Source organism: Lelliottia sp. EB106-05-01-XG201, assembly GCF_058791735.1.
In genome coordinates this window covers 262,212-279,803 of sequence record NZ_JBYTDV010000001.1, presented here as the reverse complement: position 1 = coordinate 279,803, position 17,592 = coordinate 262,212, and the positions used below count along the sequence as shown (strand labels likewise).

General features: G+C 54.9%; 10 protein-coding genes, 1 tRNA gene and 3 rRNA genes. 3 read left to right on the top strand and 11 right to left on the bottom strand.

Annotation, left to right across the window (positions count from 1 at the left end; genetic code table 11):
- The first annotated feature begins 159 nt into the window (after positions 1 to 159).
- On the top strand, positions 160 to 984 hold the full coding sequence (iclR, locus tag AC3WS9_RS01275; RefSeq protein ID WP_285145892.1) for a glyoxylate bypass operon transcriptional repressor IclR: 825 nt from the start codon (positions 160 to 162) through the stop codon (positions 982 to 984).
- Positions 985 to 1,066: 82 nt separating this feature from the next.
- On the opposite strand, the gene aceK is transcribed toward iclR, so the two are convergent.
- The 8 genes from aceK to AC3WS9_RS01235 form a co-directional block, all read right to left on the bottom strand.
- On the bottom strand, positions 1,067 to 2,794 hold the full coding sequence (gene aceK, locus AC3WS9_RS01270) for a bifunctional isocitrate dehydrogenase kinase/phosphatase (protein WP_492486269.1): 1,728 nt from the start codon (positions 2,792 to 2,794) through the stop codon (positions 1,067 to 1,069).
- Between the two features lie 112 nt (positions 2,795 to 2,906).
- A complete protein-coding gene (aceA, locus tag AC3WS9_RS01265) occupies positions 2,907 to 4,211 on the bottom strand; it encodes an isocitrate lyase (RefSeq protein WP_492486267.1) in 1,305 nt (434 codons plus the stop codon).
- Between the two features lie 32 nt (positions 4,212 to 4,243).
- The gene (aceB, locus tag AC3WS9_RS01260) at positions 4,244 to 5,845 is read right to left on the bottom strand and encodes a malate synthase A (RefSeq protein ID WP_492486265.1); all 1,602 of its coding nucleotides are present in this window, start codon (positions 5,843 to 5,845) and stop codon (positions 4,244 to 4,246) included.
- A gap of 271 nt (positions 5,846 to 6,116) precedes the next feature.
- Positions 6,117 to 7,046, bottom strand: coding sequence for a homoserine O-acetyltransferase MetA (gene metA, locus AC3WS9_RS01255; RefSeq protein WP_103947519.1), 930 nt, complete (start codon positions 7,044 to 7,046; stop codon positions 6,117 to 6,119).
- 180 nt (positions 7,047 to 7,226) lie between these two features.
- Positions 7,227 to 7,342 (bottom strand): 5S ribosomal RNA (gene rrf, locus AC3WS9_RS01250).
- Between the two features lie 96 nt (positions 7,343 to 7,438).
- Positions 7,439 to 10,344, bottom strand: a 23S ribosomal RNA gene (locus tag AC3WS9_RS01245).
- A gap of 216 nt (positions 10,345 to 10,560) precedes the next feature.
- Positions 10,561 to 10,636: transfer RNA gene (locus tag AC3WS9_RS01240), tRNA-Glu, on the bottom strand.
- Between the two features lie 85 nt (positions 10,637 to 10,721).
- Positions 10,722 to 12,261: ribosomal RNA gene (locus tag AC3WS9_RS01235) — 16S ribosomal RNA — on the bottom strand.
- Together the 16S, 23S and 5S rRNA genes with 1 tRNA gene alongside form the textbook arrangement of a ribosomal RNA operon.
- 563 nt (positions 12,262 to 12,824) lie before the next feature.
- On the opposite strand from AC3WS9_RS01235, the gene purH reads away from it, so the two are divergent.
- Both purH and purD read left to right on the top strand, forming a co-directional pair.
- Positions 12,825 to 14,414, top strand: coding sequence for a bifunctional phosphoribosylaminoimidazolecarboxamide formyltransferase/IMP cyclohydrolase (gene purH / locus AC3WS9_RS01230; RefSeq protein ID WP_282493080.1), 1,590 nt, complete (start codon positions 12,825 to 12,827; stop codon positions 14,412 to 14,414).
- A 14-nt stretch (positions 14,415 to 14,428) separates the two neighbouring features.
- A complete protein-coding gene (gene purD / locus AC3WS9_RS01225) occupies positions 14,429 to 15,721 on the top strand; it encodes a phosphoribosylamine--glycine ligase (RefSeq protein ID WP_282493081.1) in 1,293 nt (430 codons plus the stop codon).
- Between the two features lie 90 nt (positions 15,722 to 15,811).
- Here purD and AC3WS9_RS01220 read toward each other — a convergent pair whose 3' ends face one another.
- From AC3WS9_RS01220 to AC3WS9_RS01210, 3 genes are all read right to left on the bottom strand, one after another.
- Positions 15,812 to 16,504, bottom strand: a complete 693-nt coding sequence (locus tag AC3WS9_RS01220) for a DUF1481 domain-containing protein (protein WP_492486262.1) — start codon at positions 16,502 to 16,504, stop codon at positions 15,812 to 15,814.
- Between the two features lie 12 nt (positions 16,505 to 16,516).
- The gene (hupA, locus tag AC3WS9_RS01215; RefSeq protein ID WP_002445246.1) at positions 16,517 to 16,789 is read right to left on the bottom strand and encodes a nucleoid-associated protein HU-alpha; all 273 of its coding nucleotides are present in this window, start codon (positions 16,787 to 16,789) and stop codon (positions 16,517 to 16,519) included.
- 186 nt (positions 16,790 to 16,975) lie between these two features.
- Positions 16,976 to 17,566, bottom strand: a complete 591-nt coding sequence (locus AC3WS9_RS01210; RefSeq protein ID WP_492486260.1) for a YjaG family protein — start codon at positions 17,564 to 17,566, stop codon at positions 16,976 to 16,978.
- Between the last annotated feature and the right edge of the window lie 26 nt (positions 17,567 to 17,592).

The following is a 17,592-nucleotide window of genomic DNA, read 5'->3' as shown; positions in this document are numbered from 1 at the left end:
GCTGCGGTCCATACTGGCATAATCTCGCAGGGGGGAGAAGTCACGCAGCGTTAACATGAGACATGTTCACTATCACTCCTCCGATCAGTCAGGATAACGGTTGCAAATTCACCAAATAAAACGAAAATGATTTCCACGATACAGAAAAAGGAATCCGTCATGGTCGCTACCGTTCCCGCAAAACGCGGCAGAAAACCTGCTGCCACTACCGCGCCGCCTGGCGGACAAGTTCAGTCGCTGACGCGCGGATTAAAGCTGCTGGAATGGATTGCGGAATCCCACAGCAGCGTGGCCCTGACCGAACTGGCGCAGCAGGCTGGCCTGCCGAACTCCACGACGCATCGTCTGTTGAGCACCATGCAGCAGCTTGGGTTTGTCCGCCAGGTGGGCGAGCTGGGCCACTGGTCTGTGGGTGCGCACGCATTTATCGTCGGCAGCAGCTTTTTGCAGAGCCGTAACCTGCTGGCGATTGTTCACCCCATCCTGCGCACACTGATGGAAGATTCCGGCGAGACGGTCAACCTGGCGGTGCTGGATCAGAGCGACCATCAGGCGATTATCATTGATCAGGTGCAGTGTACACAGCTGATGCGTATGTCCGCGCCGATTGGCGGCAAACTGCCGATGCATGCGTCGGGCGCGGGAAAAGCGTTCCTGTCGCAGCTGAGCGAGGAGCAGGTCACCGGCCTGCTGCACCGTAAAGGGCTGCACGCCTATACCCATGCGACGCTGGTTTCCCCCTTGCACCTGAAAGATGATTTGGCCCAGACGCGCAAGCGCGGCTATTCGTTTGATGATGAAGAGCACGCTCTGGGTCTGCGCTGCATCGCGGCGTGCATTTTTGATGAGCACCGCGAACCCTTCGCGGCGATTTCCATTTCCGGACCGATTTCACGTGTGACCGACGACCGCGTGACCGAGCTGGGCGCGCTGGTGATCAAAGCGGCGAAGGAAGTGACGCTGGCGTATGGTGGGATTCGTTAAGATATTTTGCCCGGTGGCGCTGCGCTTACCGGGCCTACAAAACCTGTACGTAGGCCGGGTAAGGCGTAGCCGCCACCCGGCATTACATCGCGTATCGAATGCTAAAACGCTGCCGCCTGCGGTAGGCGTACACATCTTCCACGTAACCATTTTTAATGCGGGTTTGCAGGCTGCGCCAGTAGTCGGCGCGGAAGAGATCCTCATGCATCTCTTCAAATAAGGGCCCGATGCGCGGGTCGGCGCACAGCCAGTGGCGAAACTCCTCCGGGAAGACATCGCCCGGCGAGACGCTGTACCAGGGCTCGCTGGCGAGCTCATCTTCCGGGTAGCGCGCGGCCGGAATATCGCGGAAATTCACCTCGGTCATGTAGCAAATCTCATCATAATCGTAGAACACCACGCGGCCGTGCCGGGTCACGCCAAAGTTTTTAAACAGCATATCGCCGGGGAAAATATTGGCCGCTGCCAGCTGGCGGATAGCGTTCCCGTACTCTTCAATCGCATCGCGCAGCGCCTGGCCTTCCACCTGCTCCAGCCAGATGTTGAGCGGAACCATACGGCGTTCAATGTAGAGATGGCTGATGGCAATCTTATCGCCCAGATCGGTGATTTTGCCCGGCGCTTCCTGCATCAGCAGCGCCATGAGTGCCGGGTCGATCTGCTGCTTATCCAGCACAAAATTTTCGAACTCCTGGGTATCGGCCATGCGCCCGACGCGGTCGTGCTCTTTAACCAGCTGATAGCAGGCGCGGACGTGGGCTGCCGTCATCTCTTTCTGCGGGGCGAATTTATCTTTGATGACCTTAAAAACGCGATCAAAACCCGGCAGCGTAAACACCAGCATCACCATCCCGCGAATACCGGGAGCTTCGATGAACTGCTCGTCGGTGCGGGTGATATAGTGCAGGTATTCGCGATAGCTTTCCGTTTTCGCGTGTTTCTGGCAGCCAATCGCCATGTACAGTTCGGCGGTGGTTTTGATCGGCAGCAACTCGCGCAGCCACTCAACCAGCGCGGCGGGATGCGGGGCATAGACCATGAAATAGGAGCGGGCGAAGCCAAAGACAATGCTCGCCTCGGCGCTGGTCGTCAGGCAGGCGTCGACAAAGAGCTCGCCATCATCCGTGCGATGGATCGGCAGCAGAAAGGGGATCGTTGCCGTGGGTGAAATCAGTTTCCCGACCAGCCAGGCGGCTTTGTTACGGAAAAAGAGCTCGTTAGCTACCTGCAAATGGCTGCGCTGGAGCATTTCTGCGCCGAAGGTTTCCGTCAGATGAGCGACGATGTAACCCACATCGCGCGCCTTGTTTTGCCACGGCAGACGCAGGGGTAAATCTGAGAGCATTTTGCTTAACAGGCTTTCCCAGCCGTGCTCCGGAAAGAAATCCTTCGCCAGCGGGCGCGGGATCGTACGGAAGCGACGCTCAGGCTGAGAGCTGAAAATAAATAACCGCTCAGGAGATAGCGAGCGGTGGTCAAATAACCGGCAATAGACGGAGTTGAAAAAGCTCTCCGCAATCTCGAAGCGCGGGTAATCCGGCAACAGATGGGTGTAGTGTTCTTTCACACGGAGCAGGAAATCCGCATCGGGGCTTTTGCCGTCGGTGATGCAGCGCAGTTGTTCCACCACCAGACCGACGTGATGGTCATAAAGGTGGATACGCTGCTTCATCGCCTGTTGAACGGCGTGCCAGTCGGCGTGTTCAAAGCGCTGCTGCGCGCCAGAAGTCACTTCCAGAAAACGGCCATACTGCGCGTCAAAGCCCTGCAGGATGGTTTGTGCAATCAGTAACTCCAGGCCACGCGACATGACTTCCCCTCACCCCTGCCCTCTCCCCAGAGGGGAGAGGGGGAAAAGCAAGCCCGCACCAAACAGTCCCCTCTCCCCTTTGGGGAGAGGGTTAGGGTGAGGGGTAAAAACATCAGAATTGTGACTCTTCCGTCGACCCCGTCAGCGCGGTCACAGAAGACGCGCCACCCTGAATGATGGTGGTGACTTTGTCGAAGTAGCCCGTGCCCACTTCCTGCTGGTGTGAGGCGAAGGTGTAGCCCTCTTTGCTCGCCGCAAATTCCGGCTGCTGCACTTTTTCCACATAGTGTTTCATGCCCTCGCCCTGCGCGTAGGCGTGGGCCAGGTCGAACATGTTGAACCACATGCTGTGAATGCCCGCGAGAGTGATGAACTGGTATTTGTAGCCCATCTCTGACAGCTGCTGCTGGAAGCTGGCGATGGTTTTATCGTCCAGATTCTTCTGCCAGTTGAACGACGGCGAGCAGTTGTAGGCCAGCAATTTGCCTGGGTATTTAGCGTGGATCGCATCGGCAAAGCGTTTTGCCAGCGCCAGGTCCGGCGTCGAGGTTTCACACCACACCAGGTCGGCGTACGGCGCATAGGCCAAACCACGGCTGATAGCCTGCTCAATCCCCGCATGAGTGCGGTAGAACCCTTCGCTGGTGCGCTCGCCGGTGATGAATTCGCTGTCGTACGGGTCGCAGTCGGAGGTAATCAGATCTGCTGCATCCGCATCAGTACGGGCGATAACCAGCGTCGGCACGCCCAGCACATCCGCCGCCAGACGTGCGGCGACCAGCTTCTGAATCGCTTCCTGCGTTGGGACCAGCACTTTGCCGCCCATGTGACCGCATTTCTTCACGGACGCCAGCTGATCTTCAAAGTGAACCGCCGCTGCACCGGCTTCGATCATGGATTTCATCAGCTCAAACGCATTCAGCACGCCGCCAAAACCTGCTTCGGCATCGGCCACGATCGGCAGGAAATAGTCGACGAAGCGCGGATCGTTCGGTTCGATTCCGGACGCCCACTGGATCTGATCCGCACGGCGGAAGGTGTTGTTGATCCGATCGACCACCGACGGCACCGAGTTCGCCGGATAGAGCGACTGATCCGGATACATACTCGACGCCAGGTTGGCGTCAGCCGCGACCTGCCAGCCGGAGAGATAAACCGCTTCGATACCTGCTTTCGCCTGCTGCAACGCCTGACCGCCGGTCAGTGCGCCGAGGCTGTTGATGTACCCTTTTTTCGATTCGCCGTGCAGCAGACGCCACATTTTTGTGGCACCGAGCTGCGCCAGCGTGCATTCCGGGTTGACCGAACCGCGCAGTTTCACCACTTCCTCTGCGCTATACGGGCGGTTGATGCCTTCCCAGCGCGGTTGAGTCCACTCTTTTTGTAATTCTTCGATTTGTTGGGTACGGGTTTTCATGTGCAGATGCTCCATATTGTTATGTGGTGGGTTCAGGCCAGCAGGCGGTAGCCGGGCAGCGTCAGGAAGTCGATAAGTTCTTCTGAGGTGGTGATTTGCTCCATCAGGCGGGCGGCATCGTCGAAACGGCCACTGCTGAAGCGGTGTTCGCCCAGCTCGTCCTGAATCACCAGCATCTCTTCGGCGAGCATCTGGCGGAACAGGGATTTGGTCACCGGTTTGCCGTTATTGAGCGCTTTCTGGTGGTGGATCCACTGCCAGATAGAGGTACGGGAGATCTCCGCCGTGGCGGCATCTTCCATCAGGCCGTAAATCGGGACGCAGCCGTTGCCCGAGATCCAGGCTTCGATGTACTGAACGGCCACGCGAATATTGGCGCGCATACCGGCTTCGGTGCGTTCCCCCTCGCAGGGCATCAGCAGCTGTTCAGCCGTAATCGAGGCATCGTCGTCGCGGGTGACGAACAGCTGGTTTTTGTTATCGCCCAGCACGCTGTTAAAGACGTCCATGGCGGTGTCTGCCAGGCCTGGATGGGCAACCCAAGTGCCGTCATGACCATTGCGGGCTTCTAGCTCTTTGTCCGCTTTGACTTTAGTCAGCACCTGATTGTTGCGCTCGGTGTCTTTGCTCGGGATAAAGGCCGCCATGCCGCCCATCGCGAACGCGCCGCGCTTATGGCAGGTCTTGATCAGCAGTCGCGAGTAGGCGCTGAGGAATGGCTTATCCATGGTGACTGCCTGACGGTCGGGCAGTACGCGGTCCGGGTGATTTTTCAGGGTTTTGATGTAGCTGAAGATGTAATCCCAGCGCCCGCAGTTCAGGCCGACGATGTGATCGCGCAAGGCGTGCAGGATTTCGTCCATCTGGAACACGGCCGGCAGCGTTTCGATCAGCAGGGTGGCTTTGATGGTGCCTCGCGGCAGATTGAACCGATCTTCCGTATAGCTAAAGACTTCACTCCACCAGGCCGCTTCCTGCCAGGACTGCGTTTTTGGCAGGTAAAAATAGGGGCCACTGCCTTTTGCCAGCAGGCTTTTGTGGTTATGGAAGAAGTAGAGGGCGAAATCAAACAGGCTGCCGGGAATGGCTTCGTTGCGCCATGTGACGTGTTTTTCCGGCAGATGCAGGCCACGCACGCGGCAAATCAGGACCGCCGGATTGGGTTTAAGCTGATAGATTTTTCCGGCTTCGTTGGTGTAGCTGATAGTGCCATTGACCGCATCGCGCAGGTTGATCTGCCCCTCGATCACTTTACGCCAGTCCGGCGCCAGCGAATCTTCAAAGTCGGCCATAAAGACTTTTACGTTGGCATTCATGGCGTTAATCACCATTTTTCGCTCAACCGGGCCGGTGATTTCGACGCGGCGATCCTGCAAATCCTGCGGAATACCGCGAATTTTCCAGGCAGAATCTCGAATGGAAGCGGTTTCCGAAATGAAGTCTGGCAGCTTACCGTTGTCGATGTCCTGCTGCTGCTGGATACGGGCGGCCAGCAGTTTATTGCGCTTTGGTGCGAAGCGCGTCACCAGCTCTGTCAGAAACTCGACGGCATCTGGCGTCAGAACCTGCTGTTCCAGCTCACCATGCGGTTGGTTAAACGCCAGTTCATCGGCGGTCGTTGCCTGTTGATTCATTTCTCTGCTCCTCACCAAAGATCCAAAAAAGAGTCCCCCATCGCGAGCGAAAGATCGTTGCGTAGTTTTCGCTCAGCAGAATTAAGACTATCCATTATTTTTCCAAAATCAAAAACTATTTCCATTTTAATTATAAAATGAAAATATCTTATTGATTATATTCAGATTAAAAATAGATCAGATGATGAGTATGGTTTCGGAAATAAAAAAGGCACCCGAAGGTGCCTGATCTGGAATGCTGAAACGCTTTAGGATCGTTCTGGGCAGGAGATTACTCCAGCGTTGGATTCATGTGGCGCAGATCGTATGGCGTGATTTGGTAGACGTAATAGTTGAGCCAGTTAGTAAAGAGCAAATTCCCGTGGCTGCGCCAGGAGGCTCTGGGTGTGTTTTGCGGATCGTTTTTAGGGAAATAGTTGTACGGAATTTCCGGGGTTAATCCCGCTTCCAGATCGCGGAAAAATTCGCTCGCCAGGGTGTGGGCGTCGTATTCAGGATGACCGGTGACAAAGGCGATACGTTTGTCTTTGCTGGCGAACAGATAGGCATCGCCATCTTCCGTTTCGGCCAGGATCTCGAGATCGGTGTAATCACGAATCAACGCGGCCGGGAAGTCCGCATAGCGCGAGTGAGGCGCGAGGAAAGAGTCATCAAAACCGCGCGTCAGCAGCGCATGCGGATGAAGAATATGATGTTCGTAGACGCCTGATAGCTTATCCGCTCGGGTTTGTTTGGGAATGCCGTAGAGAATATTCAGAGCCGCTTGTACCGCCCAACAGACAAACAGCGTTGAGGTGACGTGATCTTTCGCCCACTCGAGGACCTGTTTGATCTGCGGCCAGTAGGCGACATCGTTGAATTCGACAAGACCCAGCGGCGCGCCGGTGACGATCAGGCCATCGTAATTGTCGTTACGGATATCTTCGAAGTTGCAGTAGAAGTTGTTCAGATGCTCTGAAGGCGTGTTACGTGATTCACGGGCATCGATGCGCAGCAGCTGGATATCTACCTGCAGCGGCGAGTTGGAGAGCAAACGCAGAAACTGGTTTTCCGTCTCGATCTTTTTGGGCATTAGGTTGAGGATAAGAACCTTCAGAGGGCGAATTTCCTGACCTGTCGCGCGCGAGGCCTTCATCACGAAGACGTTCTCTTCACGCAAGAAATTAACGGCTGGTAGCTCGTCCTGCACCCTAATCGGCATAACCTTATATCCTCACAGCATACGTATAAACGTTTAGACATCCAGATAGCTGACAATAACCAGGAATCGGGCGAATGTCGAGTCTGTAAGAGGAAGGTGAGAAAGTTTCACGGAGGATTTTTAGAAAGGACAAAAACGCAAAAAGGCCATCCTTGCGGATGGCCTCTTCACTTGTTTGATGCCTGGCAGTTCCCTACTCTCACATGGGGAGACCCCACACTACCATCGGCGCTACGGCGTTTCACTTCTGAGTTCGGCATGGGGTCAGGTGGGACCACCGCGCTAAAGCCGCCAGGCAAATTCTGTTTATCAACCCGCTTTGGCCGGTTGATTAATCTGTTATCAGGCTGAAAATCTCGTCTCTGCTTTCGCCAAAACATCTTCGGCGTTGTAAGGTTAAGCCTCACGGTTCATTAGTACTGGTTAGCTCAATACATCGCTGCACTTACACACCCAGCCTATCAACGTCGTAGTCTTCAACGTTCCTTCAGGACTCTCAAGGAGTCAGGGAGAACTCATCTCGGGGCAAGTTTCGTGCTTAGATGCTTTCAGCACTTATCTTTTCCGCATTTAGCTACCGGGCAATGCCATTGGCATGACAACCCGAACACCAGTGATGCGTCCACTCCGGTCCTCTCGTACTAGGAGCAGCCCCCCTCAATTCTCCAGCGCCCACGGCAGATAGGGACCGAACTGTCTCACGACGTTCTAAACCCAGCTCGCGTACCACTTTAAACGGCGAACAGCCGTACCCTTGGGACCTACTTCAGCCCCAGGATGTGATGAGCCGACATCGAGGTGCCAAACACCGCCGTCGATATGAACTCTTGGGCGGTATCAGCCTGTTATCCCCGGAGTACCTTTTATCCGTTGAGCGATGGCCCTTCCATTCAGAACCACCGGATCACTATGACCTGCTTTCGCACCTGCTCGAGCCGTCACTCTCGCAGTCAAGCTAGCTTATGCCATTGCACTAACCTCCTGATGTCCGACCAGGATTAGCTAACCTTCGTGCTCCTCCGTTACTCTTTAGGAGGAGACCGCCCCAGTCAAACTACCCACCAGACACTGTCCGCAACCCGGATTACGGGTCTACGTTAGAACACCAGCCATTAAAGGGTGGTATTTCAAGGTCGGCTCCACGCAGACTGGCGTCCACGCTTCAAAGCCTCCCACCTATCCTACACATCAAGGACCAGTGTTCAGTGTCAAGCTATAGTAAAGGTTCACGGGGTCTTTCCGTCTTGCCGCGGGTACACTGCATCTTCACAGCGAGTTCAATTTCACTGAGTCTCGGGTGGAGACAGCCTGGCCATCATTACGCCATTCGTGCAGGTCGGAACTTACCCGACAAGGAATTTCGCTACCTTAGGACCGTTATAGTTACGGCCGCCGTTTACCGGGGCTTCGATCAAGAGCTTCGCCTTACAGCTAACCCCATCAATTAACCTTCCGGCACCGGGCAGGCGTCACACCGTATACGTCCACTTTCGTGTTTGCACAGTGCTGTGTTTTTAATAAACAGTTGCAGCCAGCTGGTATCTTCGACTGGTTTCAGCTCCGTCCGCAGGGACTTCACCTACACACCAGCGTGCCTTCTCCCGAAGTTACGGCACCATTTTGCCTAGTTCCTTCACCCGAGTTCTCTCAAGCGCCTTGGTATTCTCTACCTGACCACCTGTGTCGGTTTGGGGTACGATTTGATGTTACCTGATGCTTAGAGGCTTTTCCTGGAAGCAGGGCATTTGTTACTTCAGCACCGTAGTGCCTCGTCATCACACCTCAGCGTTAAAAAAGGTCCGGATTTACCTAAACCTTCCGCCTACATGCTTAAACCGGGACAACCGTCGCCCGGCTAACATAGCCTTCTCCGTCCCCCCTTCGCAGTAACACCGAGTACAGGAATATTAACCTGTTTCCCATCGACTACGCCTTTCGGCCTCGCCTTAGGGGTCGACTCACCCTGCCCCGATTAACGTTGGACAGGAACCCTTGGTCTTCCGGCGAGCGGGCTTTTCACCCGCTTTATCGTTACTTATGTCAGCATTCGCACTTCTGATACCTCCAGCATCCCTCACAGGACACCTTCAACGGCTTACAGAACGCTCCCCTACCCAACAACGCATAAGCGTCGCTGCCGCAGCTTCGGTGCATGGTTTAGCCCCGTTACATCTTCCGCGCAGGCCGACTCGACCAGTGAGCTATTACGCTTTCTTTAAATGATGGCTGCTTCTAAGCCAACATCCTGGCTGTCTGTGCCTTCCCACATCGTTTCCCACTTAACCATGACTTTGGGACCTTAGCTGGCGGTCTGGGTTGTTTCCCTCTTCACGACGGACGTTAGCACCCGCCGTGTGTCTCCCGTGATAACATTCTTCGGTATTCGTAGTTTGCATCGGGTTGGTAAGCCGGGATGGCCCCCTAGCCGAAACAGTGCTCTACCCCCGAAGATGAGTTCACGAGGCGCTACCTAAATAGCTTTCGGGGAGAACCAGCTATCTCCCGGTTTGATTGGCCTTTCACCCCCAGCCACAAGTCATCCGCTAATTTTTCAACATTAGTCGGTTCGGTCCTCCAGTTAGTGTTACCCAACCTTCAACCTGCCCATGGCTAGATCACCGGGTTTCGGGTCTATACCCTGCAACTTAACGCCCAGTTAAGACTCGGTTTCCCTTCGGCTCCCCTATACGGTTAACCTTGCTACAGAATATAAGTCGCTGACCCATTATACAAAAGGTACGCAGTCACCCCATAAAGAGGCTCCCACTGCTTGTACGTACACGGTTTCAGGTTCTTTTTCACTCCCCTCGCCGGGGTTCTTTTCGCCTTTCCCTCACGGTACTGGTTCACTATCGGTCAGTCAGGAGTATTTAGCCTTGGAGGATGGTCCCCCCATATTCAGACAGGATACCACGTGTCCCGCCCTACTCTTCGAGTTCACAGCGTGTGCATTTTTGTGTACGGGACTATCACCCTGTACCGTCGGACTTTCCAGACCGTTCCACTAACACACGCGCTGATTCAGACTCTGGGCTCCTCCCCGTTCGCTCGCCGCTACTGGGGGAATCTCGGTTGATTTCTTTTCCTCGGGGTACTTAGATGTTTCAGTTCCCCCGGTTCGCCTCATGCCACTATGTATTCATGACATGATAGTGTGTCGAAACACACTGGGTTTCCCCATTCGGGTATCGCCGGGTCAAAGGTTCATATCACCTCGCCGACGCTTATCGCAGATTAGCACGCCCTTCATCGCCTCTGACTGCCAGGGCATCCACCGTGTACGCTTAGTCGCTTAACCTCACAACCCGAAGATGTTTCGTAAAACATCTCGTGTTGCGAAAATTTGAGAGACTCGAACACACCGTCATTCTGTTCTTATTACGGAGAACAGACGCAGCGTGTCGTTTCAATTTTCAGCTTGATCCAGATTTTTAAAGAGCAAATATCTCAAACATGACTCGAGAGTCAGTTTTGAGATATTAAGGCAGGTGACTTTCACTCACAAACCAGCAAGTGGCGTCCCCTAGGGGATTCGAACCCCTGTTACCGCCGTGAAAGGGCGGTGTCCTGGGCCTCTAGACGAAGGGGACGTGTAAGTCTCAATCGCAAGACGCCTTGCTATTTACTTTTCATCAGACAATCTGTGTGGACACTACAAAGGCAGGTTCTTTCAGGTAAGGAGGTGATCCAACCGCAGGTTCCCCTACGGTTACCTTGTTACGACTTCACCCCAGTCATGAATCACAAAGTGGTAAGCGCCCTCCCGAAGGTTAAGCTACCTACTTCTTTTGCAACCCACTCCCATGGTGTGACGGGCGGTGTGTACAAGGCCCGGGAACGTATTCACCGTAGCATTCTGATCTACGATTACTAGCGATTCCGACTTCATGGAGTCGAGTTGCAGACTCCAATCCGGACTACGACGCACTTTATGAGGTCCGCTTGCTCTCGCGAGGTCGCTTCTCTTTGTATGCGCCATTGTAGCACGTGTGTAGCCCTACTCGTAAGGGCCATGATGACTTGACGTCATCCCCACCTTCCTCCAGTTTATCACTGGCAGTCTCCTTTGAGTTCCCGGCCGAACCGCTGGCAACAAAGGATAAGGGTTGCGCTCGTTGCGGGACTTAACCCAACATTTCACAACACGAGCTGACGACAGCCATGCAGCACCTGTCTCAGAGTTCCCGAAGGCACCAAAGCATCTCTGCTAAGTTCTCTGGATGTCAAGAGTAGGTAAGGTTCTTCGCGTTGCATCGAATTAAACCACATGCTCCACCGCTTGTGCGGGCCCCCGTCAATTCATTTGAGTTTTAACCTTGCGGCCGTACTCCCCAGGCGGTCGACTTAACGCGTTAGCTCCGGAAGCCACTCCTCAAGGGAACAACCTCCAAGTCGACATCGTTTACGGCGTGGACTACCAGGGTATCTAATCCTGTTTGCTCCCCACGCTTTCGCACCTGAGCGTCAGTCTTTGTCCAGGGGGCCGCCTTCGCCACCGGTATTCCTCCAGATCTCTACGCATTTCACCGCTACACCTGGAATTCTACCCCCCTCTACAAGACTCTAGCCTGCCAGTTTCGAATGCAGTTCCCAGGTTGAGCCCGGGGATTTCACATCCGACTTGACAGACCGCCTGCGTGCGCTTTACGCCCAGTAATTCCGATTAACGCTTGCACCCTCCGTATTACCGCGGCTGCTGGCACGGAGTTAGCCGGTGCTTCTTCTGCGAGTAACGTCAATCACTGTGGTTATTAACCACAATGCCTTCCTCCTCGCTGAAAGTACTTTACAACCCGAAGGCCTTCTTCATACACGCGGCATGGCTGCATCAGGCTTGCGCCCATTGTGCAATATTCCCCACTGCTGCCTCCCGTAGGAGTCTGGACCGTGTCTCAGTTCCAGTGTGGCTGGTCATCCTCTCAGACCAGCTAGGGATCGTCGCCTAGGTGAGCCATTACCCCACCTACTAGCTAATCCCATCTGGGCACATCTGATGGCAAGAGGCCCGAAGGTCCCCCTCTTTGGTCTTGCGACGTTATGCGGTATTAGCTACCGTTTCCAGTAGTTATCCCCCTCCATCAGGCAGTTTCCCAGACATTACTCACCCGTCCGCCGCTCGTCACCCGAGAGCAAGCTCTCTGTGCTACCGCTCGACTTGCATGTGTTAGGCCTGCCGCCAGCGTTCAATCTGAGCCATGATCAAACTCTTCAATTTAAGTTTGATGCTCGTGAATTAAACTTCGTAATGAATTACGTATGTTCACTCAGAGACTTTGGTATTCATTTAGCGTCTTTCGACGTTTAGAATCCATGTCACTTTGAGTGCCCACACAGATTGTCTGATAAATTGTTAAAGAGCAGTGCAACGCGGCTTTCGCTCACCGTTGCGAGGTGGCGTATATTACGCTTTCCTCTTTCAGAGTCAACCCTGAATTTCAGGATTTTTTCTCTTCAACCGACCCGGTGGTTAGTGTGAAGTGATTCACATCTGCCGTGTCGATGGAGGCGCATTATAGGGAGTTCTCGTCAGGCCGCAACCGCTAAATGACAGAAAAATGACTGACTGCTGCATTCCACAGCAAAACCCCGCCTTATACCCTTTTGCACACAGACTTATCCACAACACGACGAAAATTTGAAAATTAACGAGCGATGCGCAAACGTTTTCGTTAAAATGCACGCGCCATGCAAGGATGCCCCGTCAGGTGTGTTAGATGAGTTTTTCACAGGAAAATTCATCTAACGCTCTCTGTAATCGTGAAATCCAGGGGATTTACCATGCAACAACGTCGTCCAGTCCGCCGCGCTCTGCTCAGTGTTTCTGATAAAGCCGGTATCGTCGAATTCGCTCAGGCACTTTCTGCACGCGGTGTAGAGCTGCTGTCCACCGGCGGTACCGCACGCCTGTTAGCAGATAAAGGTCTGCCGGTAACCGAAGTGTCCGATTACACCGGTTTCCCGGAAATGATGGATGGACGTGTAAAGACCCTGCATCCAAAAGTGCACGGCGGCATTCTTGGCCGTCGCGGTCAGGATGACGGCATCATGGAACAGCACGACATCGCGCCGATCGATATGGTGGTAGTTAACCTCTATCCGTTCGCTCAGACCGTGGCCCGCGAAAACTGCTCTCTGGAAGATGCGGTTGAGAACATCGACATCGGCGGCCCGACCATGGTGCGCTCCGCCGCGAAGAACCATAAAGATGTGGCTATCGTGGTCAAGAGCAGCGACTACGACACTATCATTAAAGAAATGGATGCCAACGACGGCTCCCTTCTGCTTGAAACCCGTTTCGACCTCGCGATTAAAGCCTTCGAACACACTGCCGCTTACGACAGCATGATCGCCAACTACTTCGGCAGCCTCGTCCCCGCCTATCACGGTGAAAGCAAAGAGCCTTCCGGCCGCTTCCCGCGCACCCTGAACCTGAACTTCATCAAGAAGCAGGATATGCGTTACGGCGAGAACAGCCATCAGAACGCCGCCTTCTATATAGAAGAAGAGATCAAAGAAGCTTCCGTTGCCACCGCTCAGCAGGTCCAGGGCAAGGCGCTCTCCTATAACAACATTGCCGATACCGACGCGGCGCTGGAGTGCGTGAAAGAGTTCAGCGAGCCAGCCTGTGTGATCGTCAAACACGCGAACCCATGCGGCGTTGCGGTGAGCAGCTCTATTCTGGAAGCTTACAACCGCGCGTACAAAACCGACCCGACCTCCGCGTTCGGCGGCATCATTGCGTTCAACCGTGAACTGGATGCCGAAACGGCGCAGGCGATTATCTCCCGCCAGTTTGTCGAAGTGATTATTGCCCCTTCCGCCACAGAAGAAGCGCTGAAGATCACCGCCGCCAAGCAGAACGTCCGCGTGCTGGTATGCGGTCAGTGGGCTGAGCGCGTTTCGGGTCTCGATTTCAAACGTGTTAACGGCGGCCTGCTGGTTCAGGACCGCGACCTGGGGATGGTCACCGCAGGCGATCTGCGCGTGGTCAGCAAACGCCAGCCGACCGAGCAGGAATTGCGTGACGCGCTGTTCTGCTGGAAAGTGGCGAAATTCGTTAAATCCAACGCGATCGTCTATTCCAAAGAGAACATGACCATCGGCATAGGTGCGGGCCAGATGAGCCGCGTCTACTCCGCGAAAATCGCCGGGATCAAAGCAGGCGATGAAGGGCTGGAAGTGAAAGGTTCCGCGATGGCCTCTGACGCCTTCTTCCCGTTCCGCGACGGTATTGATGCCGCAGCGGCGGTTGGCGTCACCTGTGTGATTCAGCCGGGCGGTTCTATCCGCGATGACGAAGTGATTGCGGCAGCCGACGAACACGGCATCGCGATGATCTTCACCGACATGCGTCACTTCCGCCATTAATCCCGGAGCAAAGAATGAAAGTATTAGTGATTGGTAACGGCGGCCGCGAGCACGCCCTGGCATGGAAAGCGGCACAATCGCCGCTGGTGCAAACCGTTTTCGTGGCGCCGGGCAATGCCGGTACCGCACTGGAGCCCGCTCTGCAGAACGTCGCGATCGGCGTGACCGATATCCCGGCGCTGCTGAGCTTTGCCCAGAACGAGAAAATCGATCTGACCATCGTCGGCCCGGAGGCGCCGCTGGTCATTGGCGTGGTGGATGCATTCCGCGCCGCCGGTCTGAAAATCTTCGGCCCAACGGAAGGCGCGGCGCAGCTGGAAGGCTCCAAAGCCTTCACTAAAGATTTCCTCGCGCGCCACAAAATTCCGACCGGCGAATATCAGAACTTCACCGAAGTAGAACCTGCCCTGGCGTATCTGCGTGAGAAAGGCGCGCCGATTGTCATCAAGGCCGACGGTCTGGCCGCCGGTAAAGGCGTGATCGTGGCAATGACCCTCGAAGAGGCCGAAGCCGCCGTCCAGGATATGCTGGCAGGTAACGCCTTTGGCGACGCGGGACATCGCATCGTCATCGAAGAGTTCCTCGACGGCGAAGAGGCGAGCTTTATCGTGATGGTCGATGGCGAACATGTTCTGCCGATGGCCACCAGCCAGGATCATAAGCGTGTAGGCAACGGCGATACCGGTCCAAACACCGGCGGAATGGGCGCTTACTCCCCTGCGCCAGTGGTGACTGACGAAGTCCACCAGCGCACGATGGATCGCATCATCTGGCCTACAGTGAAAGGGATGGCGGCAGAAGGTAACACCTATACCGGCTTCCTGTATGCGGGGCTGATGATCGACAAGCAGGGCAACCCGAAGGTCATCGAGTTCAACTGCCGCTTCGGCGACCCGGAAACTCAGCCGATCATGCTGCGCATGAAATCCGACCTGGTCGAACTGTGTCTGGCCGCCTGCGAAGGCAAGCTGGACGAGAAAACCTCCGAGTGGGATGAGCGCGCGTCTCTGGGCGTGGTGATCGCCGCCGGTGGTTATCCGGGCAACTATAACAATGGCGATGAGATCCACGGTTTACCGCTGGAAGAAGTCGACGGCGGGAAGGTGTTCCATGCGGGAACGAAACTGGCTGACGACGATCGCGTATTAACTAACGGGGGCCGCGTCCTGTGCGCCACCGCACTGGGTCACACCGTTGCCGAAGCGCAGAAACGCGCTTACGCACTGATGAAGGATATTCACTGGGACGGCAGCTTTAGCCGCAGTGATATCGGCTATCGTGCGATTGCCCGTGAGCAAGGCGAGTAAGAAGATCGTTTATTTCCCCTCTTTGACAGGGAGAGGGGATCATTCGTAGGCCGGATAAGCGTCAGCGCCATCCGGCACCTCCCCACAAAATCAGAAATTCTTTTCCGTCGGCTGCCACGTGCAGAAATCTTCGTTCGCCACCAGCAGCAGCTGCGATCCTTCCGGCGCTTCAAGCCAGGCAATACTCACTTCCATTGACGAGTGACGCTGACGGCGTTCGATATGTTCTGTCGCCCAGGCTTCAAGATCCGGCTTCACGGTTTGCCCTTCGCAGGTGGTCACGGTGCCATCGGAATGCCAGCGTCCCTGGCGCAGCACCACACGTCCCTGACGCAGCGCATCGCTGGTCTGGCGTACCTGAGTGGCGCGGTATCGGTACAGGGCGATTTGATCGCTGGAGAGCTGCTGTTTTTGGCCGCTGATTTCGCGCTGCATAAAACTCAGCTCGCCGTGGTCATCAAAGCGCACGCGGACGTGTTCGGGGGTTTTACTGTAGATATTGAGTTCAATCAGCGACAGGGTGTCGCCTTGCCAGCGGTACTCGGCGGTAGAGGTGTTGCCGTTGTGCCACGGGCTGAATGCGGAGAGCAGGTGAACGTCGTCACCGGAATCTTTACGCCAGACCCGCACCGCGCCCTGGTCGTCAGCGTATCCGCTGGCGGTAAATGGCGGCAGAGAGGAGTCATGGCTACAGGCAGAGAGCAACAGCAGGCCAGCCAGCGCTAGCGGACGGCGCCAGGAAAACAAAAGGGGCGAAACCGCCCCCTTGTCAAAACTGTTCACTGCCACGCCGTCTTACTTAACAGCGTCTTTCAGTGCTTTACCAGAAACAAATGCCGGTACGTTTGCAGCGGCGATTTTGATTTCTTTACCGGTCTGCGGGTTGCGGCCAGTACGCTCAGCGCGGTGGTTCACTTTGAAGGTACCGAAACCAACCAGTTGTACAGCATCGCCTTCTTTCAGAGACTCAGTAATAGCAGCCAGGGTGGATTCCAGAGCAGCTTTAGCCTGCACTTTAGACAGATCAGCCTTGTCCGCAATTACATCAATCAGTTGAGTCTTGTTCATAAGTTATCCTTTCAATGTGTTTATCGCTTGCTAAGCATCGAGTGCGACGAAAATGCCAAAAAAGCACTCTCCTGCATACACGCACCGATAGCCACTTTTTTTCGCCCCCCAAATGTAGACCAGACGGGGGGCAGAAGGGAAGAGTCGAGGTGCGACAAAACAGGCGTTAAATCACGTTTTATTGTCTCATTGGTTAAAAATTATACCAATATTACTCTCACCCGCCTCGCGTAAGTCCGCGCGCAGCCCTTTTATCAGCTCAATATCGCGTTCTTCGCAGTCGGCTAAAAGTCGGAATATTTCCCACTGAATATCCCACTCCTGCTCAACGGCAGGGTTAGCACGCAGCTCTTCATCGGTCATTTCGCGACCTTTCTGGGTCATTTCCAACATCGCCACGGTAGTGATCGAAGCCTTGCTGACTTCGATGGCATGCTCCAGGGTTTCACCGCTCAGACGGGAGTGAAGCAATTCGCTCAGCGCCACGCAGGCGTCAATGGCCGGGTAAACACCGTATAGATCGTAGTCGTCCGCAGAAGGGATCGCCTCTTCCAGCTTTTCGAGCTGAGAATCGAAATTCACTTTGGCGTCTTTGACCGTCAGCGTTTCCCAAATCAGGTCGAGAATACGGCGATAAATCTGGCCTTCACCAAATCCAGTCTGCTTGCAGAAGGTGGCATAGTTGGGATACATGCGCTCGCACAGACAGGCCATAAAGGTGACGTGCTGCCAGCTTTCCAGCTTCTCAAGGCGCAGATGAATCGGGTTTTGTAACATGATGATGTCTCGAATCGGAAATTAGC